Here is a 20,095-nt window from a genome sequence, read left to right as displayed (position 1 = left end):
CCGTGCAAAGCTGGACGCGCCGCCCCGTACCGAGAAGAGCAGGACCAGGACGAGATGACTCCCGCAGCCACGCCCCCCGAGGACCGGACGACGGCCTCCGCCGAGCGCATCCTCGTCGTCGACGACGAGCCCGCCGTGCGCGAGGCGCTCCAGCGCAGTCTGGCCTTCGAGGGGTACGCGACCGAGGTCGCCGTGGACGGGGCCGAGGCGCTGATGAAGATCGCCGCGCACTCCCCCGACCTGATCGTGCTCGACATCCAGATGCCTCGCATGGACGGCCTCACCGCCGCCCGCCGGCTGCGCCACTCCGGTGACACCACGCCGATCCTGATGCTCACCGCCCGCGACACGGTCGGCGACCGGGTCTCCGGCCTCGACGCGGGCGCCGACGACTACCTGGTCAAGCCCTTCGAGCTGGACGAACTCTTCGCGCGGGTAAGGGCGTTGCTCCGCCGCAGTTCGTACGCGGCCCAGGCCGGGCTGCCCGGGACGCCGGGCGACGTCCTGTCCTTCGAGGACCTGCGGATGGACCTGGTCACCCGCGAGGTGACCCGCGGCGAGCGCCCGGTCGAGCTGACCCGCACCGAGTTCACCCTGCTGGAGATGTTCCTGGCGCACCCCCGTCAGGTCCTCACCCGCGAGCAGATCCTGAAGTCCGTCTGGGGCTTCGACTTCGAACCGTCCTCGAACTCGCTCGACGTGTACGTCATGTACCTGCGCCGCAAGACCGAGGCGGCCGGCGAGCCCCGCCTGGTCCACACGGTCCGGGGCGTCGGCTACGTCCTGCGGGGCGGGGAGTGAACGGCCCCGTCCGCCGCTACCGCCGCCTCCCCCTGCGCTCCCGGCTCGCCCTGCTCGTCGCCACCGCCGTCGCGCTCGCCGTCGCCGCCGCATCCGTGACCTGCTGGTTCGTCACGCGGGAGGCGCTGCTGAACGCCCTGGACGGCTCGCTGAGCAACAACCTCCCCGACCGGGGCTACGTGTCCCAGCGGATCGACCTCGACCCGGCGGCGGACCGGGCCCGCTGCCTGCGCGAGATCCCCGGCCGCGACGACCCCACCGCGTACCAGCAGACCATCCAGGTCGTCACGGCCGACGACCAGCAGTGCGTCATCATGGGCCGGCAGTCGGTCCGGGTGACGGACCTGGACCGGGCGGTGGCCGCCGGACACCTGGCGGAAGCACACCACGACGCCGTCGCCTCCGACGGCAGGAAGTACCGGGTCTACACCTACCCGCTGCGCGACTACCCCCAGCTCCAGCTCGCCGTGTCCGTCGCCCGCCCGCTCGGCGAGGTCGACAAGCCGCTGGACGACCTCGCCCTGCTCCTGCTCTTCGTCGCCGGGGCCGGCGTCCTCCTGGCGGGCGGCGCGGGACTCTGGGTCGCCCGCAGCGGGCTGCGCCCCGTCGACCGGCTCACCGGCGCCGTCGAACACGTCGCCCGCACCGAGGACCTGAGCCTGCGCATCCCCGTCGAGGGCGACGACGAGATCGCCCGCCTGTCCGCCTCCTTCAACGCGATGACCGCGGCCCTCGCCTCCTCCCGCGACCTCCAGTCCCAACTGATCGCGGACGCCGGCCACGAGCTGCGCACCCCCCTCACCTCCCTGCGCACCAACATCGAACTCCTCGCCCGCAGCGAGGACACGGGCCGCCCGCTCCCCCCGGACGACCGCAGGGCGCTCCTGGCGTCGGTGAAGGCCCAGATGAGCGAACTCGCCTCCCTCATCACCGACCTGCAGGTGCTGGCCCGCCCGGAGTCGGCCCCCGGGCACGCCTCCCCGAAGGTCGTCGGCTGGCACGACCTGACCCGTACCGCCGTGGAACGCGCCCGCCTGCGCGGCCCGGAGCTGTCCTTCGACGTCTCGCTCGCCCCCTGGTACGTACGGGCCGAACCCCCGGTCCTGGAACGGGCGTTGATGAACCTCCTCGACAACGCCGTCAAGTTCAGCCCGCCCTCGGGCACCGTCGACGTCCGCCTCCACCTCGGCGAACTGACCGTCCGCGACCACGGCCCCGGCATCCCGCCCGCCGACCTCCCGCACGTCTTCGAACGCTTCTGGCGCTCCCCCTCCGCCCGCGCCCTCCCCGGCTCCGGCCTGGGTCTGTCCATCGTGGCCCGCGCCATCCGCGAGGCGGGCGGCGAGGTCTCCCTGCGCGCCCCCCTGGACGGCGGCCCGGGCGCGGAGGCGGTGGTGCGGCTGCCGGGAGCGCCGACACCGCCGCCGGGCGGGGTGGCGTAGCGCCGCCGGAAGGACCGGGTGCGGCAAGCGCGTCACGCGCACCTTTCAGGCGCGGCGGCGCTCAGGAAGGTCCCCGGCTCCGTGCCGTGCCGTGCCGCGGGCCAGCGCGGACAGGCGTTCCGCGTCCGGGGTGCCGGGTTCGGCCGACCAGAGGACGAGCTGCTGTTCGGGGGAACCGGCGTAGCGGAAGGTGTCCCAGTCGAGGGTGAGTTCGCCGACGGCGGGGTGGGCGATGCGTTTGCTCCCGAAGTCCTGGTGCGCGACCCGGTGTTCGGCCCACCAGGCCCGGAACTGCCGGTCGGCGACGGCCAGTTCGCCCACGAGAGCCGTAAGGGCTGGGTCGGCCGGATGCGTTCCGGCCTCCATCCGCAGGACCTCGACGCAAGTGCGGGCCACGTCCTCCCAGTCCGGGTAGATGTCGCGCATCGCCGGGTCGGTGAAGACCATGCGGATGTAGTTGCGCTCGGACTCGGGCACGGCCGCGAAGTCGCAGAGCAGTTCCGCCGCCAGCGGGTTCCACGCGAGGACGTCGAGCCGTGGGCCGAAGACGATGGCGGGCGTGGTGGTGAGCTGGCCGAGCAGCCGGGTCAGGTGCGGGTGCACGTGGGGGCGCGGGGACCGGCGCGGCGTCGTGCGGTGCCCGGTCCGCGCGGCCTGGGCGACCAGTCCTTCCGCGTACGTCCTCTGGTCGGCGTCCAGCCGCAGCTCCCGCGCAAGGGAGTCGAGCACCGGCGGCGACGGCGCCAGCCGGCCCTGTTCGATGCGTACGTAGTAGTCGGTGCTGATCGCGGCGAGCTCGGCCACCTCCTCGCGGCGCAGCCCCCGCACACGCCGCCGGGTGTGCGCGCGCTCGGGGAGCCCCACCTGCGCGGGGGTGAGCTCGCCACGGCGGTGCCTGAGGAACTCACCGAGCTCACGAAGATGCGCGGAACCAGTCATTCCTTCAGCATGGCACCGGGGAAAAGGCCCTGCCTGGGAGAGATCCTTCCCAGGAAACAGCACGACCTTCCTGCGCCCGGCCGTCGGCCGGACAGTGGATACGGGCCCGCAGATCGCCGGCCGCCCACCACCCCGCAGGAGCAGAACATGAGGACTGACGTCCGCTTCCCGACCAACGGCCTGCAGCTCGCCGGCCACCTCTACCTCCCCGACGGCGTCGACGGCCCGTTCGCCGCCATCGTCGTCGGCCACCCCACGACCGGAGTCAAGGAGCAGGCCCCGGCGGCGTACGCGACCCGCCTGGTCAAGGAGGGCTTCGCCGTCCTGACCTTCGACGCCGCCTTCCAGGGCGAGTCCGAGGGCCTGCCGCGCGGTCTGGAGGACCCCTTCCAGCGTGCCGAGGACTTCCGCGCGGCGGTCTCCCACCTCACCACCCGCCCCGAGATCGACCCCGACCGCATCGGCGTGATGGGCGTGTGCGGCTCCGGCGCCTACGCGCCCTACGCCGCCCAGACCGACCACCGGATGAAGGCCGTGGCCGGTGTGTCCGGGACCGACGTCCCCAGCTTCTTCCGCGGCGCCGACCCCGAGGGCTGGCAGCAGATGGTGGCGAGCTCCGGGAACCTCCGCAGCGCCGAAGCCGCCGGCGAGCCCGCGGCGACCTTCGCCGTGCTGCCGGAGAAGGTTGACGCCGACACCCCCGCCCCGACGGCCGAGTTCGTCGACTACTACAAGACGCCCCGCGGCAGTCACCCGCGCTCCACGGGTGACATGGTCGTGCGCAGCGCGGACCTGCTCGACCAGTTCGACTCCTTCGCCGACGTCGCCAAGATCGCGCCTCGCCCGCTGCTCATGATCGCCGGTACCGAGGCGGTGACCCGCGGGTTCTCCGAGAAGGCCGTCGCCGACAGCCCCGGCAACGCCGAGCTGTTCCTCATCGAGGGCGCCGGCCACGTCGACCTGTACGACCGCGATGAGTACATCACCCCTGCCGTCGCCAAACTGGTCGAGTTCTTCGGCGAGCACCTCGCCTGAGCCGGCACGCGGCGGCGCCGGCCCGCCTCCCCCCGGTACCGCTCAGGGCGCCGGCACCACCGCGAGCCGGTCCACCAGCAGGGCGATCCGCCGGTCGGCGAGTTCGGGGGGCAGGCGGCCCGCGCGGGTGAGGGTGGCCAGGCCGTGCAGGGCCGCCCAGAAGGTCTCCGTGAACAGGCCCGGGTCGGTGCCGTCGCCCGCGACCTCCGCCAGGCTCTCGCGCAGTGCGGCGAAGGCGTCCTTGAGGGGGGCCGGGGTGTCCTCCCGGGCGTACGCGAGGCCGCCGTCGAGGTGGAAGAGGGCGTCGTAGACCGCCGGGTGGCGGGTGGCGAAGTCGAGGTAGGCGCGGGCGAGGGCGGCGACCCGTTCCCGGGGGCCGGGGGTGGCGGCGGTGGCGGCCCGTACCGCTGCGGCCATCTCGGCGGCCCCTTCGAGGGCGACGGCGCCGATGATCTCGCGCTTGCCGCGGAAGTGGCTGTAGAGGACGGGCTGGCTGTACTCGATGCGCTCGGCGAGCCGGCGGGTGGTGACCGCGTCCCACCCTTGCCGCTCGGCGAGTTCACGGGCGGTGGCGACGATGAGGCGCTCGCGCTCGGCGCGTTCGCGCTGCTTGCGTTCGTGGACCGACATGACTGGATTCTAGCAGCGCTAGACAAGCGAGCGCGAGTAGGTCTAGCGTTGCCATGACACCTAGCGCCGCTAGGTGATGTGCTCGTGGAGGGGTCGTCATGCTCGATGCGCTTCAGGTCGTCACCACCGTGCTCGTCGGACTGATGGTGGGGGTGGAGTTCGCGGTCGCCTTCGTCATGAACCCGGTCCTCGGCTCGCTGCCGGAGGACGCCGAGCAGCAGGCGCGCAGCAAGGGGGGCCGGATGCTGGGGGCGCTGATGCCGTTCTGGTACGTCGGCTCGCTGGTCCTGGCGGCGGCCTGGGCGGTCGCCGCGGGCAACGCCCTGGTCGTCACGTCGGCGGGTCTGCTCGTCCTCAGCGTGGTCGTGTCGCTCCTGCTCCTCGTCCCGATCAACAACCGGGGCAAGCGGTGGACGCCGGAGACCCGGCCAGCCGACTGGAAGGAGCAGATGAGCCGGTGGGACCGCTACCACTGCGTACGCGTGGCCGTGATCGTCGCGGCGTTCGCGCTGCTCGTCACCGCGCTCGTCTGACGGCCCGTCGCCCGCGGGGAACTGCGCGACCGGCCACTCGCTCACCTGCACGGGAACCGTGGGCAGCCGCGCGGCGAGCGCTTCGAGGAAGGGTCCGTGCGGAGGGGTGGTCCTGAGCGGCTCGGTGGGACATGTGTGGGGATTTCTGTCCCACTTCGCGGGACGCCATAACGGAGGAGCCGGGTCGTCGGCTGTGTTCCTGCGGGCGCTGCCCGCGCTTTCGTCCCCGGCGCGTTCGGCGGGAGCGAGGTGCGTCCTCCCGAGCGGCCCGCATCTCCCGTCGGACACGGGCGGCCTCGCCTCGGACGACCTCCGGTGAGGGGCCGCGCTCCCGCGCGGGCGTCGTGCTCCGGCAGGGGCGGCACAGGCCGCCCGGCAGTTCCCCGGGCCGTCCGGCCGCCCCGCAGCCGAGGCACTCGGCCATGGGTACGCCGAGGGGGGTCGGGGGGTCCGGGGGCAGCTTGGCGAGCAACCGGGACTGCGCGAAACCGAACGGGCGGGTGGCCGGGCTCGGCAGCAACAGGGTGAGGACGTACACGAGTTGGGTTTCGCTCGCCCCCGCCGGAACCACTCCCCCGCCGTCTCGGCCGGCGCGTAGCACTCACTCTCCGACAGCGCGAGCCGCGGCTCCCGCCGCCGCCCCTCGCACCGCGCAGTCCGTGATGTCCGGCGGGCAGGGCGTGCTCAGCGCGTGCGCGCGGCGACCCGGGGCTCCGCGTCCTCCCGCATCGCCGCCCGGTCCGCCGGTGGCAGCCACGCGTCCGGCGGCAGGTCGAGCCAGTGGCGCTCGTGTGCCAGGCGCCGGGCGGTGGCGGTGAGGGCGTCGAGCGCCGGATGGTCGAGGCCGGTGCGCCAGACCAGGGAGAGGGGCGAGAGCGGTACGGGGTCGCTCAGCAGGCGCAGGGCCATGCCGGGTATGTCGATGAACTCCGTGCTCGCCAGTACCCACCAGCCCCGTTTGCGCACGACGCGCATGAACTCCTCCGGGCCCTCTATCTCCGGGAACGGCTCGGCCAGGTGGATGCCGTGCCCGGCGAACAGGCGCAGGGCGAGGTCCGTCCACTCGGCGGCGGACGGATTGCCCGCGGCGGCGTACAGGGTCCGGCCTGCCAGGGCCTTCAACGGGACCCGGTCGTTCGCGCTCAGCGGGTGGTCCTCCGGCAGGAGCACCGCCAGCCGTTCGAAGCGGACCGGACGGTGGGACAGGCGCGCGGTGACGGCTGGGTCGAGTCCGGCGAACCGGCCGAAGGAGGCGTCGAGGGAGCCGTCCAGGATCTCCTGGGCGGCTCCGGTGAGGCCGGTGTGGAAGCGGGCGACGAGCTCCAGTTCCGGATGGGAGCGCCGGGTCTCCTCCAGCACCTGGTGGCCGGTGGTCACCAGGTCCCCGACGTCGACCAGGAGGGGCCGCTGCCCGCGGCCGGAGACCGCCGCGGCGAAGACCTCGTGCGCGGCGAGCACGTCGCGGGCGTACGGCAGGAGCCGTGCGCCTTCGGGTGTGAGGCGGACCTGCCGGGTGCTCCGGACGAACAGGCGGGCGCCTACGTCGCGTTCGAGGCGTTGGATGTCCCGGCTCAGCGCCTGCTGGGCCACGTACAGCCGGCCGGCGGCGCGCGTGAAGTGCAGTTCCTCGGCGGTGGCGACGAAGGCACGCAGAAGACGGGGGTCGAAGTCGCGGGGCATGCGGGAAACCTACCGCCGTGGGCAGCAGTCACAACCGATCTGCGTCAATGCCGGTCAGGCAGGTGTTGGACGCCGGAGGTCGTGGCGAACGAGCGTAGGGGCCATGCCTCATCACGTACGTTCACGTCCTGTCTCCCCCTCGGCCCCGCGCCCTCTGCTGCTGACGGTCAGCGGGCAGACGCTGGTGGCCGCTGCCGTGCGTCCGGAGCGTCGGGGGGAGGCTGGTGGCGGCGGCGAGCGGAGTGGTGGGCGCCAGGCGTCCGCTCCGTTCGGGGAGGCGACAGGGCGCGGCCGGGCCGGGTGGATGCCCATGAGGTGGAGGAGGAAGCGGTGAGCCTGGGGGCGGATGTGGCCGAGCTGTTGGCGGGGGCGGGCGTCGGTGACGTGGATGTCGCTGCCGCCGTGGCCGACGAGCACGTCAGGACGGCCGCGTACCAGCGCGTCGTCGCGGCGGTCGTCGCCTCGGGGAGCCGGGAGCGGGAGCGTGCGGTCGTGGACGTGCTGCTGCGCGATCCGCACGAGTTGGGCGCGAAGACGGCGGTGGTCGCCCTCGTGGACGGGGTCGCGCGGAGGGCGGGCGGGCTCGGTGAGTTCCGGGCGCGGGCGGAGGAGCTGCGGGTGGCGGCCGGGCGGTTCAGGGGGGAGGGGCACCGCGCGTTCGTCCGGCGGCGGATCGACGACTGGGTGCTCTGGCACTCGGTCCGGGAGGGTCGGGTGCCGACGGCGGGCGAGCTGGCGGAGGCCACCGACTGGATGCAGCGGCTGCTCGCCGGGCAGTCCACGTCCACGGCGGTACTCGCCCTCCTCGCCGCGTCCGGCCGCACCCGGAAGGTCCGCAACGTCGCGAAGGGGCGGGTCGCGGGGGTGCGCCCTACGGGCGGTGCAGGCCGGTCAAACGAGACGCAGCGTCTTGCGGAGGGCGGTCCGGGGCGGTAGCGTGCACCCCAGGACCTAGCGAGACGGAGCGTATCGTCTCGGATGACCCGTCCTGACCCCTGCGGAAGGCACCCCACTTGTTCCCAGCGACTGCCACCCCCACCTCCCAGCTCGCCGCCCTCGACCTCACCAAGCAGTACGACGGCCGGCTCGTCCTGGACCGCGTCTCCTTCACCGTCCGGCCCGGCGAGAAGGTCGGTGTCGTCGGTGACAACGGGGCCGGGAAGTCGACCCTCCTGCGGCTGATCGCCGGGCGCGAGCTGCCCGACAACGGCAGCCTCACCGTCACCGCCCCCGGCGGCGTCGGACACCTCGCGCAGACCCTGGACCTGCCCGGCACCGCCCGCGTCGGCGACGCGGTCGACCTCGCGCTGCGTGACGTACGGGAGCTGGAACGGGCCCTGCGGACCACTCAGGACATGGCGGTGTACGCCGCCCTCCTCGCCGAGTTCGAGGCGCGCGGCGGGTACGACGCCGACCGGCACGTCGACACCGCGCTCCACCACCTCGGGGAGCGCGAGGCCCTGGACCGGGGGCGCGCGCTGGGCACCCTGTCCGGCGGGCAGCGCTCCCGGCTGGCCCTCGCGGCCGTCCTCGCCTCCTCGCCCGAACTGCTCCTGCTCGACGAGCCGACCAACGACCTCGACGACGCGGCCGTGGCCTGGCTGGAGGGAAGGCTGCGGGCGCACCGCGGGACCGTCGTCGCCGTGACGCACGACCGCGCCTTCCTGGAGCGGGTCACCGGCACCGTTCTGGAGGTGGACGCGGACCTGCGGACGGTCCACCGGTACGGCAACGGATACGCCGGGTACCTCACCGCCAAGGCGGCGGCCCGGGCGCGCTGGGCCCGCCGGCACGAGGAGTGGAAGGAGGAGCTGGCCCGGCAGTCCGCCCTGGCGGAGAGCAACACCGCCCACCTGCACGCCATCCCCCGCAAGCAACCGCGCGGCTTCAGCGGCGCCGGGGCCTTCCGCGCCCGGTCGCGGGCGCACGGCGCGACGGGGCGGATCCGCAACGCGCGGGAGCGGGTCCAGCGGCTCACCGAACGTCCCGTTCCGCCGCCCCCGGCGCCGCTCGTCCTCACGGGGCGGATCGCGGGTGAACGCCCGTCCGCGGCAGTGGAGTTGAGCGGCGTGCGGGTGAGCGGACGGCTCGCTCTCGACGCGCTCACGCTGGAACCCGGCGAGCGGCTGCTCGTGACCGGGCCCAACGGGGCCGGGAAGTCCACCCTGTTGGAGCTGCTGGCGGGAGCCGTCGAGCCCGACTCCGGCACGGTCTCGCGTCCGGGGCGGATCGGGATGCTGCGGCAGAACACCCCGTACGCCGTCACCCGCGACCAGCGGTCCGTACTGGCCGCGTACGGGGAGGAGCGGGCCCGGCTCCTCGTACGGCACGGACTGTTCGGGGAAGCGGACCTGGCCACTTCCGTGGCCGCGCTCTCCACCGGGCAGCGGCGCAAGCTGGAGCTGGCCGACCTGCTGGCGGAGCCCTTCGACCTGCTCCTCCTCGACGAGCCGACCAACCACCTCTCCCCCGCCCTCGTGGAGGAGTTGGAGGCCGCGCTCGCCGCCTTCCCCGGCACGCTCGTCGTCGCCACCCACGACCGGCGGCTGCGGGAGAGCTTCGCGGGCGGCCGGCGGCTGGAGCTGGAGCCGGTCCGGTGAGCCGGGGGCGGGCACGCGGAAGGGGCGGCACCCGGAGTTCACCGGGCGCCGCCCCTTCGCACGACAGCGCGAGCGCGGACTACTTCACGATCGTGATCCGGTCCGTGGCCGGCGGTGCGAGCGGCTTGGCGGCGCTGGAGTTCGCGGCCAGGTAGGCGTTGAAGACGTCCAGGTCGGAGGCCGCGTTCAGCTTGTTCTTGCCGAGGGCGAGGGCGGGGAAGTTGTCGCCGCCGCCCGCGAGGAACTCGTTCATCGCGACCCGGTAGGTCTTGGCCGGGTCGATCACCTCGCCGTTGAGCTTGACGGTGGCGGCGTCGACGCGGTCGGCGCCCGTCTTGGTGAGGTCCAGGGTGTAGGTGAGGCCCCGGGAGACCTGGAGGATCTTCGGCGAGGCCTCGTTCTTGCCGCTGACCTGCTGCTTCAGGGCGGCGATGAGGTCCGCGCCGGTCAGGTCCACGACGTTCATCAGGTTGGTGAAGGGCTGCACGGTGAAGGCCTCGCCGTACGTCACCACGCCGTTGCCCTCGGAGCCCGACTGCTTGTGGACGAGGTCGGAGCGGATGCCGCCGGGGTTCATCAGGGCGAGCTGCGCGCCGCCCTTGTCGGCGGCGGCCAGGCCCTGCTGCTGGGCGTCGGCGATGAGGTTGCCCAGCGGCTTCTCCATGGCCGTGGAGCCGCGGCCCTCGATGTCGGCGGAGATGTAGCCCTGCGGGCGGTTGGCGATCGGGGCGGCGAGGACGTTCCAGCGCTGGATCAGGTCCCGCATGTCCGCGCCCAGCTCCTCGCGCTCGGACTGGTCACGGGTGACGATGTGGTTGCGCGAGCTCGGGGCCTTGGCCGTCGTACGGACGATGTCCTTGGTGCGGCGGTCGTAGGTGAGCGTGGTCTCCGTGTAGACCTTGCCGAAGGAGGCGGCCGAGGTCACCAGGCGGGGGTTGCCCGCCGGGTCGGGGATGGTGCAGACGTAGCTCTGGTGGGTGTGGCCGGTGACCAGCGCGTCGACCTTGGGACTGATGCCCTTGGCGATGTCGGTGATCGGTCCCGAGACGCCGTCGCCGGGGCCGGGGCTGTCGCAGTCGTAGTCGTACGCGGTGGAGGCGGGGGCGCCGCCCTCGTGGATGAGCGCGACGATGGACTTCACGCCCTGCCGGTCGAGTTCCTTGGCGTACTTGTTGACCGTCTCGATCTCGTCGTGGAACTTCAGGCCCTTGACGCCGGCGGCCGTGACGATGCCCGGGGTGTTCTCCAGGGTGACGCCGATGAAGCCGATCTTGACACCGTTCTTCTTCCAGACGGTGTACGGCTTCAGCAGGGTCCTGCCGGTCTTCTCCTTGGTGACGTTCGCGGAGAGGTACGGGAAGTCGGCGCCCTTGAACTTCTTCGGCTTGCCCTTCCGGTCCTTCTCGTAACAGCCTTCGGTGGGGTGGCAGCCGCCGTTCTGGATGCGCAGCAGTTCGGCGGAACCCTCGTCGAACTCGTGGTTGCCGACGGACGTCACGTCGAGCTTCATCTTGTTCAGGGCCTCGACGGTGGGCTCGTCGTGGAAGAGCCCCGACAGCATGGGGCTGCCGCCGATCATGTCGCCCGCGGCGGCCGTGACCGAGTACTCCTTGCCCTGGCGGGCCTTGCGCAGGCTGGTCGCCAGGTGCTCGACACCGCCGGCGTCGATCGCGCCGACCTTGCCGGAGGTGCCGGTCGGGGGCTCCAGGTTGCCGTGCAGGTCGTTGAAGGAGAGGAGCTGCACGTCGACCGTGCGCGCCGGCTTCGGGTGGCCGTGGCCGCCGTGTCCGTTTCCGCCGCCGTTGCCGTTCGCGGCCGCGGGCATCGCGGCGACGAGCGCGCCCGCGGTGGTGAGACCGGCGGCGGCGAGGAGGAACCGCCGGGCGGCGCGGTTCGGGCGAGGGTTCGCTGACATCTGTCCCCTTGTGAGTTCAGCGTGAAGGGTGCGGGGTGCGCTCGTGAGCCTAAAGTCAACGCGCGTAGCGCAACAGGGGGTAGCGGGTTACGAGGTGGTTTCCGTTGGCGGTGCGTCAGAGACGCGGCCCATGGCGTCCGGCCCCGCCGGCCGGACCCTCCCCGTACCCTCGACCCCATGACCAGCGACGCGACTCTTCCCGGCCCCGGCCGACTCCGGATCCTTGACGCGCTCGACGGGGCACAGGCCGCCCAGGTGCTCGAGCTGCTGTCCGACGCCGCCCGCAGCGACGGCGTGCAGGCCGTCTCCGAGCAGGGCCGCCTGCGACTGCGCGGCGGGCGACGGGAGGGGGTCACCCACTTCCTGATCGACGACGGCGGACTGCTCGTCGGATACGCCCAGTTGGAGGCCGCCGACCCCGTCGAGGCGCCGGCCGCCGAACTCGTCGTACGGGCCGACCAGCGCGGCAAGGGGTACGGCCGGGCCCTCGGCGACGCGCTCCTGGACGCGTCCGGGCGGCGGCTGCGGGTGTGGGCCCACGGCGGGAAGCCGGCGGCCCGGCACCTGGCGCAGGTGCTGGGGATGGCGATGTTCCGGGAGCTGCGGCAGTTGCGACGGCCGTTGAGCCCGCTCGACATCCCGGAGCCCGTCTTCCCGGAGGGCGTGGTGGTACGGACCTTCGTGCCCGGTCAGGACGACGCGGCCTGGCTGGCCGTGAACGCCGCCGCCTTCGCGCACCACCCCGAGCAGGGCTCGCTCACCCAGCGGGACCTGGACGACCGGATGGCGGAGGAGTGGTTCGACCCGGAGGGGTTCTTCCTCGCCGAGAAGGACGGGGAGCTGGTCGGGTTCCACTGGACCAAGGTGCACCGTGAGGAGCAGCTCGGCGAGGTGTACGTGGTCGGGGTCGCGCCCGGCGCGCAGGGCGGCGGGCTGGGCAGGGCGCTGACCGCCACCGGGCTGCGGCACCTCGCGGCCCGGGGGCTGCCGACGGCCTCCCTGTACGTGGACGCGGACAACGTCGCGGCGGTCACCGTCTACGAGCGGCTCGGTTTCACGACGTACGAGACGGACTTGATGTACCGGACCGAGTCGTAGGACCTCGTCGCGGTACCGCAGGACCGCCCCCGGGGCCGGTGTCCCAGCTTGACGCCGGCCCTTTTCTGCATCACCCTTTCACTACTTGATTAGTGAAAGGGAGGTGAAGCGCGATGGTCGAGTACCGCATCGACCGGCGCAGCGGTGTCGCGACCTACCTCCAGATCGTGCAGCAGACCAAGCACGCCCTGCGGCTCGGCCTGTTGCAGCCGGGCGACCAGCTCCCCACCGCGCGCGCGGTGGTGGAGGCCACCGCCATCAACCCGAACACCGTGCTCAAGGCGTACCGCGAGCTGGAGCGGGAGGGCCTGGTGGAGGCCAGGCGCGGGATGGGGACCTTCGTGACCCGGTCCCTGGGGGCCGCGCAGCCCGCCGGTTCGCCACTGCGCGAGGAACTGCGGACGTGGGCGGAGCGGGCCAGGTCGTCGGGGATGGACAAGGACGACCTGGCCGCGCTCTTCACCTCCGTACTGGATCAGATCTTCGAAGGGGAGCAGGGATGACCATCGCCGCGATCGAGGCCGTCGGCCTCGGCAAGAGGTACGGGCGGTCGGGGAAGTGGGCGGTCCAGGACTGCTCCTTCCGGCTGCCGCAGGGGCGGATATGCGCGCTCGTGGGGCCCAACGGAGCGGGCAAGTCGACCCTGTTGGGGCAGCTCGCGGGGCTGGTGCGGCCCACGCGGGGCGAGCTGCGGGTGATGGGGAGGACGCCGGGAACGGCGCGTGAGCAGATCGCGTTCCTCGCGCAGGAGAAGCCGCTGTATCCGCAGTTCACCGTCGCGGAGACGCTGCGCATGGGGCAGGAGCTGAACCCGGGCCGCTGGGACGCCGGGCGCGCGGCCCGCATCGTCGCGGACGGCGGCCTGGACCTCGGGCTCAAGGTCCGCGAGCTGTCCGGCGGCCAGCGCACCCGCGTCGCGCTCGCCCTGTGCCTGGGCAAGCAGCCCGACCTGCTGCTGCTGGACGAGCCGATGGCCGACCTGGACCCGCTCGCCCGCCACCAGTTGATGGGCAACCTGCTGGCCGAGGCCGGCGAGAGCGGCACCAGCGTGGTCATCTCCTCCCACATCCTGGCCGAGCTGGAAGGCGCCTGCGACTACCTGCTGCTGATGGAGGGCGGGCGGATCCGGCTCGGCGGGGAGTCCGAGGAACTCCTCGCCGCGCACGCGCTGTTGTCGGGCCCGGTCGCCGAGCTCGACGCGGACACGACGGTCGTCGAGTCCAAGGTGACGGGCCGCCACATGACGGCCCTGATCCGGCGCGACGCCAAGCCGGTGGGCGGCGACTGGGAGGTCGACGAGCCGACGCTGGAGGAGCTGCTGCTGGCCCACATGCGCTCGCCGCAGGCTCCGCCACTGCTGACGCCGAGCGCGGACCCGCGCTGCGGGGTGGCGGGACGGTCCGTGACGGAGGTCCGCGCATGAGCACGCTGACGCTGCTGCCGCCGCTGCGCGGCCCGCGCTGGGTCGCGGCGCGCCAGCACCGCCTGACGGGACGGGTGTTCGGGGCGGTGGTCGTGTTCTCCCTCCTCGCCGTGGCGGTCTTCCTGGCGGTCGCGGCGGGCACCGGCCCGAAGACCGGCTTCGCCCGGTCCGCCGACACCGGCATGACCATGCTCCTGCAACGCGTCGCCGGGGCGGCGACGCTGCTGCCCGCGCTGGTGGGGGCGTTCGTCGCGGGCCCGCTGGTCGCGCGGGAGCTGGAGTCGGGGACGTACACCTGGCTGTGGACGCAGTCCGTCTCGCCGGTCCGCTGGCTGGCGACGAAGCTGGCGCTGGTGTCGGCGGTGACGCTGTCCGGGACGGCCGTGCTGGTGGTGCTCTTCCGGCTGGCCCGGGGCTCGCTGAGCCAGGATTCCCGGTTCTCGCTGGCCTGGTACGACACCTCGTACGAGATGCTCGGGCCGGTACAGGTCGCGATGTGCGCGCTGGGCATCGGCGTCGGCACGCTGGTCGGGCTGCTGGTGCGCAGGACGGTGCCCGCGATGGTGGTCGCCGGGATCACGGTGCTCACGGTCTCCTGGACCTTCTCCGGGCTGCTGCGGGAGCTGCTGTGGCCGGTCGACACGCTGGTGTCGAGGACGCCGATCGAGTCGCTGCACACCCCCGGGGTGTGGGACCTCGCCGACGGCATGCTGACCGCTTCCGGGACGCGCGTCCTCAGTGACACGTGCCTGGGGACCGAGGGCGTCGGCAAGACTCCCGAGCGGTGCATGGCCGACCTGGGCGGCGTCCGGTACTTCGCGGACGTCCACCCCGAGACCCATCTGTGGCCGCTCCAGCTCGTGGAGTCGGGCCTGGTGCTGGTACTGGCGGGACTCGCCGTCGCGGTCGCGTTCCGGGTGCTGCGGGGCCGGCACGCGGGGGCGTCGTGAGTGCCGTGGGCGCGGGGGCCGCGCCGGGGGGCGGTGTGCCGTACCGGCACGTGCTGCACCAGCACCGGGCGGCGCTGTGGACCGCGCTCGCACTGGCGGGGCTCGCGGCGGCCCTGGTCGCCGGCGGGCGGCTGTGGGCGGCGGACGGCGGCTGGGGGCCGGCCGTCGGGCAGGCTCTGGCACTGGGGCTCCCGCTGTTCGGCGGGATGCAGGTGGCGGGGCCGATGGTGGCCGGGGAACTGGCGTCGGGGACGTACAAGCTGGCCTGGACGCAGGGCGTCACCCCGGCCCGCTGGCTGGCGGCGAAGGCCGCGGTGCCGGCGGGGGTGCTGGTCGCGCTGACGGCGGGACTGGGATGGGTGCACGACTCGGCGGTGGCGCTCGGGCCGGCGCCGGTGGCGTACGCGCTGTTCGCGGTGGCCTTCGGGGTGCTGTGCGGGCTGCTGGTGCGGCGGACGACGGGGGCGATGGCCCTCGCCGGGGCGACGCTCGGCGTTCTGCTACTGGCGGGGCGCGCCCAGCCGCACGACACGTTCGCCGGACAGCTCACGCTCGCCGTGCCGCTGGTGGCGGCGACGGCGGTGGCGGCCGGGGCCGCGTTCCTGCTTCTTCGCCGACTGTCCAGGGGGGACGTGTCATGACCGGTACGTCGAGCACGGTGAGCCCGGAGCGCACGCGTGCTCCGCAGGGCGAGGCGCACGTGCCGAGCCCGCTGGGCGGGGCGGTGCGGGCGGCCCTGCGGCAGCACACATGGGCCCTGCGGATCACTCTCGCGCTGCTGGTGCTGGTCGCCGGGGCGTGGGCGGGGTCGGGGGTGTGGCTGGAGGTGACGGGGATGTCGGGGGGCGACGACATCGCCGGCGTGGCCGTGGCGTCCTTCGCACTGCTCCGGGTACGTCATGGGGGGCGGGCGTGAGCGGGGCGCCGGGCACCAGCCGCGTGTCCGGGCCCGACCGGCTCGTGCTGCGGCAGAGCCGGCCGGTGCTGCGGCCGGCGGCGGTGCTGTTCGGGCTGGGGCTGGTGACGGTCCTGGGGCTGCGCCTGGTGGGGGTGGGCGACGGTTCGCCGCACCGGACGGCGATGCGGGCCCTCACCGAGCACGCCGGACACGCCGCCGTGCTGGGGCCGTTGCTGATCGGGGCGCTGGTGGCGGGGCCGCTGGTGGCACGGGAACTGGACTCGGGAACCTACCGGCTGGCCTGGACGCTGGGCATGTCACCCGCGCGGTGGCTGGGCGCGAAGATCGGCGTGGCGGCGGGGGCCGCGGCGGCGGGGTCGGTGCTGCTGGGGGTGGTGTTCCGGCTGGGGCAGGGGGCCGTCGAGGGCGGGTTCTTCCCCTGGCACCAGGCGCACGCCTATGCGGCGTCGGGCACCGCCGGGACCGCGTACGCCCTGCTCGGGGTGGCCGTCGGCGCACTCACCGGGCTGCTGGTGCGGCGCACGCTGCTCGCGGCGGGCGCCGCGGCGGTGGCGACGGGAGCGCTGACGCTGGCCGTGGGGCGGGTGCGGGAGTACCTGTGGCCGGTGGTGACGGTGACGCGGCCGGAGTCACCGGGGACGCCGCCGGCGGTCCTGCCCTCGCCGTGGGAGGTCTCCTCCGGGCTGCTCACCGCGTCCGGGAAGCGGCTGCCCTGGCGGTACTGCTGGGAACAGCCGCCGGAAACCTACGCCGACCCGAACGGCTGCATGGCGTCGCGCGGGGCGGTCTCGCACTTCTCCGACCTGCATCCCGAGTCCCATTTCTGGCCCCTCCAGCTCATGGAGACCGCGGTCGTGCTGGTGCTGGCGGCGGGGGCGGTGTGGCTGGCGTTCCGGGTGTTGCGGAGGGTGCATGGGTGAGGGGGCGCGGGGGCGCGGGGTCCGCGCTCGCCGGGGTGCGGGGCGGGCGCGTGCGGCCCGCACCCCCGGGGGCGGGTAGTCACTCCACCGCCGTGAGGTCCTTGGCGTAGTACTCGATGGCTTCCCGGTAGTTCCGCACGGACGCGTCGGTGCTGGTCTCCGTCAGCAGGCGCAGCAGGATCCGCATGCCGTCGTGGGCCTCGCCCGTGTTGAACAGGGCCATCGCGAGGAAGGCGCGGAGCGCCCCGTGCTCGGGGAACTCCCGCGTCCCGGTGCGCAGCGTGCGGACGGCGTCCTCGTACCGGCCGAGCGTCCGGTACGTACTGCCCAGGCCCAGCAGCGCGCCCCTGCGGTCCTCGGGGGTCAGCGTCCCGGCGAGCGCGCTCTCGTAGAAGGGGACCGCCGCCGCCTCCAGACCGAGCCGGTCGTGCGCCCACGCGGTCTGGTACGCGATCTCCGCGTCGTCGGGGAAGCGCTCCCCGAGGGCGAGGAGACGGACCCGGGCCTCTTCGGTGCGGTCGGCGGAGCGCAGGGCCACGGCTTCGGCGAGGAGGGCGTCACGGTCGTGGTGGGTGGTCATGGGGGGATGATCGCAGGGGAGGGACGGGCCGGCGAAGGTATTTCTCCAGAAGCTCCGTGCCGGGGGCGGGGGCGGGGACGAAGGCCCCGTCCGGCGGGGCTCCGCCCGTCCGGGGACCGGCCCCCTACCCCGGCCGCACCAGCCTCGCCTCGTACGCGAACACCGCCGCCTGGGTCCGGTCCCGCAGGCCCAGCTTCACCAGCACCCGGCTCACATGCGTCTTGATCGTGGACTCGGCGACGACCAGGCGGGACGCTATCTCGCCGTTGGAGAGCCCGTGCGCGATCAGCACCAGGACCTCCGTCTCGCGGTCGGTGAGCTCCCCGAGCTGCGTTTCCTCGGCGGGCCGGCGCACCGGCACCGTCTCGGTCAGCTTGGCGAACTCGGCGATCAGCCGCTTCGTCACGGCGGGCGCGAGCAGTGCCTCCCCGCCCGCCACCACCCTGACCCCCTCGGCCAGTTGGCGGGCCGAGGCGTCCTTCAGCAGGAATCCCGAGGCTCCCGCCCGCAGCGCCTGGTAGACGTACTCGTCGAGGTCGAAGGTGGTGAGGACCAGCACCTTCGTGTCCCCGCCCGCCGCCACGATCTCGCGGGTCGCCTCGATGCCGTTCAGCTCCGGCATCCGGATGTCCATCAGCACGACGTCCGGTCGCAGGGCCGCCGCCTGCGCCACGGCCTGCCGCCCGTCGACCGCCTCGCCGACGACCTCGATGCCGGGCATCGCGTTGAGGAGTACGGAGAAGCCCTCCCGGACCATCATCTGGTCGTCGACGATCAGCACCCGGATGGCGCCGGCGGGCGTCGCCGGGGGGACGTGGGCGGTCGTCATGCGGCGGACTCCTTCCGCAGGGAGGGACCGGCGGTCGCCGGAGGCGGAGAGGAGGGCTCGGGGGGCCCTTCGGGCCGGGCGGCGGGCCCGGTGGTCGCGGTGACCGTCGACGACACGGCGTCCTGCCCCGCGCCTCCCGGCCGCCCTTGGACCGGCACGGGCACCGGCGCGGCGGCGGATACGGGCTCGGCCACCGGGGTGGGGGCAGGCTCGGCCGCCGGGGTGGGCGCGGGCTCGGCCGCCGGGGTGGGCGCGGGCACCGGCACTGCGTCCTCCACCGTGGCCGGTGTCCCGGCCCCCGCTCCCCCGGCCCCCGGGGCGTCCGCCGCGACCGGCACGAAGACCGTCACCTCGAAGCCCCCTTCCGGTGTCGGCTCCGCCGTCATCTCGCCGCCCAGCATCTGCATCCGCTCCCGCATCCCGGTCAGCCCGTGCCCGGCGCCGGGCGAGGGCGGGGCGTCGGCCGTCCCGGGCCCGTTGGCCACCCGCAGCCCCAGGCCGCCCAGGACGTAGCTCACCTCGACGCGGGCCTCCGCGCCCGGCGCGTGCCGCAGTACGTTGCTCAGCGCCTCCTGGACGATCCGGTAGGCCGACAGCTCCACGCCCTGTGGCAGGACCCGCACCGCGCCGGTCGTGGCCTGCTCGACCGAGAGGCCGATGTCCCGGACGTTCGCCAAGAGCTTCGGCAGGTCGGCCAGTCGGGGCTGCGGCGCGTCGGGGGCCTCGTAGTCCTCCGCCCGGACGACGCCCAGCACCCGGCGCAGTTCGGTGAGGGCCGCCACCGCGTTCTCCCGGATCGTGACGAAGGCCTGCTCCAGCTCGGGCGGCGGGTTCTGCACCCGGTAGGGGGCGGCCTCCGCCTGGATGGCGACGACCGACATGTGATGGGCGACCACGTCGTGCAGCTCACGGGCGATGGTGGTGCGCTCTTCGAGCAGGGTGCGCCGGTCGCGCTCCACGGCCGTGACGGTCTTCTGCACGACGATCTCGCGCCGGTGCGCCCGACGGCTGTGGACGAAGGAGACCAGCAGGAGGAACATGCCGAGGAAGAAGAGGACGGGGAGGCCGTTGCCCCCGCTCGACGACTCCAAGGAGATCAGCGCGCTGTACAGCGCGTTGATGCCCCACATCCAGGCCGCCGCCCGGGGGCGGGTCCTGGCGGCGACGACCGTCGTGACCACCAGCATCGCCACGATCGAACCCGGCGGGTACGGAACCCCCGACCCGTACGCCCCAAGGACGCCGGCGAACGGAATCGCCGCCAGGCAGGCCCACCAGGCGAGCACCGGACGGATCAGCGTCAGCGCGACCGGCAGCGTCGAGAGGAACCCGACGAGGAGCTGCTCCTCCCCGCCGGACACGCTCGTGAAGCCGACCCCGAAGGCGAGGACCGCCAGCGCCAGCACCAGCGCGTGCACCGACCAGGCCGCGCCCGTCCGTGTCCACTCGGGGAAGCGGGTCCACCCCGGGGTGGCCGTGTTCAGGGGCGGCAACGGCCGGAAGGCGAGCGGGTCGCGCAGCAGATCCTCGCGCAGACCCCGCAGCGCCGTCGCGGCGAGGCGGAATTCGGGGCTTCTACTTCGGGTCGTCTGGTTCACGTTTCCCAAGGTAGGGCGGGGTCCGCGAAAGGGCGTCCACCCGTGCTCCTACCTTTCACGTCCCCCTCAAGTACTACGCGCCCCGCCCCGTCGGCCCGTACTCCTACGCGCCCCGCCCCGCCTGCCCGTGCCCCCGCGCGTCCACCGACCCGTAGCCCTACGCGCCCGGCAACCCGTACCCCGCCCGTCCGCGCGTCCGCCGA

General features: G+C 73.7%; 19 protein-coding genes and 1 pseudogene. 13 read left to right on the top strand and 7 right to left on the bottom strand.

What is annotated here, in order from left to right; genetic code table 11:
- Positions 1-54 precede the first annotated feature (54 nt).
- On the top strand, positions 55-801 hold the full coding sequence (locus ACZ56L_RS06930; RefSeq protein WP_401754813.1) for a response regulator transcription factor: 747 nt from the start codon (positions 55-57) through the stop codon (positions 799-801).
- Positions 798-2,243, top strand: coding sequence for a HAMP domain-containing sensor histidine kinase (locus ACZ56L_RS06925; RefSeq protein WP_471062312.1), 1,446 nt, complete (start codon positions 798-800; stop codon positions 2,241-2,243). The genes ACZ56L_RS06930 and ACZ56L_RS06925 overlap by 4 nt, the downstream gene beginning before the upstream one ends.
- A 45-nt stretch (positions 2,244-2,288) precedes the next feature.
- On the opposite strand, the gene ACZ56L_RS06920 is transcribed toward ACZ56L_RS06925, so the two are convergent.
- Complete coding sequence (locus ACZ56L_RS06920) at positions 2,289-3,182, bottom strand: helix-turn-helix domain-containing protein (RefSeq protein ID WP_471062310.1); 894 nt, start codon at positions 3,180-3,182, stop codon at positions 2,289-2,291.
- A 147-nt stretch (positions 3,183-3,329) separates the two neighbouring features.
- Here ACZ56L_RS06920 and ACZ56L_RS06915 point away from each other — a divergent pair, with 147 nt between their 5' ends.
- A complete protein-coding gene (locus tag ACZ56L_RS06915; protein WP_471062308.1) occupies positions 3,330-4,217 on the top strand; it encodes an alpha/beta hydrolase in 888 nt (295 codons plus the stop codon).
- Positions 4,218-4,259: 42 nt separating this feature from the next.
- On the opposite strand, the gene ACZ56L_RS06910 is transcribed toward ACZ56L_RS06915, so the two are convergent.
- The gene (locus ACZ56L_RS06910; protein WP_471062306.1) at positions 4,260-4,847 is read right to left on the bottom strand and encodes a TetR/AcrR family transcriptional regulator; all 588 of its coding nucleotides are present in this window, start codon (positions 4,845-4,847) and stop codon (positions 4,260-4,262) included.
- Between the two features lie 98 nt (positions 4,848-4,945).
- On the opposite strand from ACZ56L_RS06910, the gene ACZ56L_RS06905 reads away from it, so the two are divergent.
- Positions 4,946-5,380, top strand: coding sequence for an anthrone oxygenase family protein (locus ACZ56L_RS06905; RefSeq protein ID WP_471062304.1), 435 nt, complete (start codon positions 4,946-4,948; stop codon positions 5,378-5,380).
- 684 nt (positions 5,381-6,064) lie between these two features.
- Here ACZ56L_RS06905 and ACZ56L_RS06900 read toward each other — a convergent pair.
- On the bottom strand, positions 6,065-7,060 hold the full coding sequence (locus tag ACZ56L_RS06900) for a LysR family transcriptional regulator (protein WP_471062302.1): 996 nt from the start codon (positions 7,058-7,060) through the stop codon (positions 6,065-6,067).
- Between the two features lie 300 nt (positions 7,061-7,360).
- Between ACZ56L_RS06900 and ACZ56L_RS06895 the strand changes: the two genes are divergently transcribed.
- Both ACZ56L_RS06895 and abc-f read left to right on the top strand, forming a co-directional pair.
- Positions 7,361-7,996 carry a hypothetical protein gene (locus ACZ56L_RS06895; protein ID WP_471062300.1) on the top strand — a complete coding sequence of 212 codons (636 nt, stop codon included), beginning with the start codon at positions 7,361-7,363 and terminating at the stop codon, positions 7,994-7,996.
- A 77-nt stretch (positions 7,997-8,073) separates the two neighbouring features.
- Positions 8,074-9,660, top strand: a complete 1,587-nt coding sequence (gene abc-f / locus ACZ56L_RS06890; protein WP_471062298.1) for a ribosomal protection-like ABC-F family protein — start codon at positions 8,074-8,076, stop codon at positions 9,658-9,660.
- A gap of 79 nt (positions 9,661-9,739) precedes the next feature.
- Here abc-f and ACZ56L_RS06885 read toward each other — a convergent pair whose 3' ends face one another.
- Positions 9,740-11,575: a bifunctional metallophosphatase/5'-nucleotidase gene (locus ACZ56L_RS06885; protein ID WP_345221308.1), complete on the bottom strand. Its 1,836-nt coding sequence runs from the start codon at positions 11,573-11,575 to the stop codon at positions 9,740-9,742.
- A gap of 177 nt (positions 11,576-11,752) precedes the next feature.
- Here ACZ56L_RS06885 and mshD point away from each other — a divergent pair, with 177 nt between their 5' ends.
- The 7 genes from mshD (at position 11,753) to ACZ56L_RS06850 (ending at position 16,885) form a co-directional block, all read left to right on the top strand.
- Complete coding sequence (gene mshD, locus ACZ56L_RS06880) at positions 11,753-12,673, top strand: mycothiol synthase (protein WP_345221306.1); 921 nt, start codon at positions 11,753-11,755, stop codon at positions 12,671-12,673.
- 113 nt (positions 12,674-12,786) lie between these two features.
- Positions 12,787-13,176 carry a GntR family transcriptional regulator gene (locus ACZ56L_RS06875; RefSeq protein WP_345221303.1) on the top strand — a complete coding sequence of 130 codons (390 nt, stop codon included), beginning with the start codon at positions 12,787-12,789 and terminating at the stop codon, positions 13,174-13,176.
- On the top strand, positions 13,173-14,096 hold the full coding sequence (locus ACZ56L_RS06870; RefSeq protein ID WP_468691921.1) for an ABC transporter ATP-binding protein: 924 nt from the start codon (positions 13,173-13,175) through the stop codon (positions 14,094-14,096). The genes ACZ56L_RS06875 and ACZ56L_RS06870 overlap by 4 nt, the downstream gene beginning before the upstream one ends.
- The gene (locus ACZ56L_RS06865; RefSeq protein ID WP_401754845.1) at positions 14,093-15,046 is read left to right on the top strand and encodes an ABC transporter permease; all 954 of its coding nucleotides are present in this window, start codon (positions 14,093-14,095) and stop codon (positions 15,044-15,046) included. The genes ACZ56L_RS06870 and ACZ56L_RS06865 overlap by 4 nt, the downstream gene beginning before the upstream one ends.
- Entirely contained in the window at positions 15,043-15,687 is a 645-nt protein-coding gene (locus ACZ56L_RS06860; RefSeq protein WP_471062295.1) for a hypothetical protein, read from the top strand. The genes ACZ56L_RS06865 and ACZ56L_RS06860 overlap by 4 nt, the downstream gene beginning before the upstream one ends.
- Positions 15,684-15,962, top strand: a complete 279-nt coding sequence (locus tag ACZ56L_RS06855) for a hypothetical protein (RefSeq protein WP_471062293.1) — start codon at positions 15,684-15,686, stop codon at positions 15,960-15,962. The genes ACZ56L_RS06860 and ACZ56L_RS06855 overlap by 4 nt, the downstream gene beginning before the upstream one ends.
- Positions 15,959-16,885, top strand: coding sequence for an ABC transporter permease (locus ACZ56L_RS06850; protein WP_471062291.1), 927 nt, complete (start codon positions 15,959-15,961; stop codon positions 16,883-16,885). The genes ACZ56L_RS06855 and ACZ56L_RS06850 overlap by 4 nt, the downstream gene beginning before the upstream one ends.
- Before the next feature lie 79 nt (positions 16,886-16,964).
- Here ACZ56L_RS06850 and ACZ56L_RS06845 read toward each other — a convergent pair whose 3' ends face one another.
- The 3 genes and pseudogenes from ACZ56L_RS06845 to ACZ56L_RS06835 all read right to left on the bottom strand — a co-directional run.
- A complete protein-coding gene (locus tag ACZ56L_RS06845) occupies positions 16,965-17,465 on the bottom strand; it encodes a tetratricopeptide repeat protein (RefSeq protein ID WP_468691929.1) in 501 nt (166 codons plus the stop codon).
- A gap of 124 nt (positions 17,466-17,589) precedes the next feature.
- Positions 17,590-18,294 carry a response regulator gene (locus tag ACZ56L_RS06840; RefSeq protein WP_380836726.1) on the bottom strand — a complete coding sequence of 235 codons (705 nt, stop codon included), beginning with the start codon at positions 18,292-18,294 and terminating at the stop codon, positions 17,590-17,592.
- Positions 18,295-18,599: 305 nt separating this feature from the next.
- Positions 18,600-19,892: pseudogene (locus ACZ56L_RS06835) on the bottom strand (sensor histidine kinase); the annotation flags it as partial.
- Between the last annotated feature and the right edge of the window lie 203 nt (positions 19,893-20,095).

This window comes from Streptomyces sp. NPDC039736 (assembly GCF_055596485.1).
Note: the sequence above shows the minus strand (reverse complement) of the source record. Positions and strands in the feature narration are given on the sequence as shown.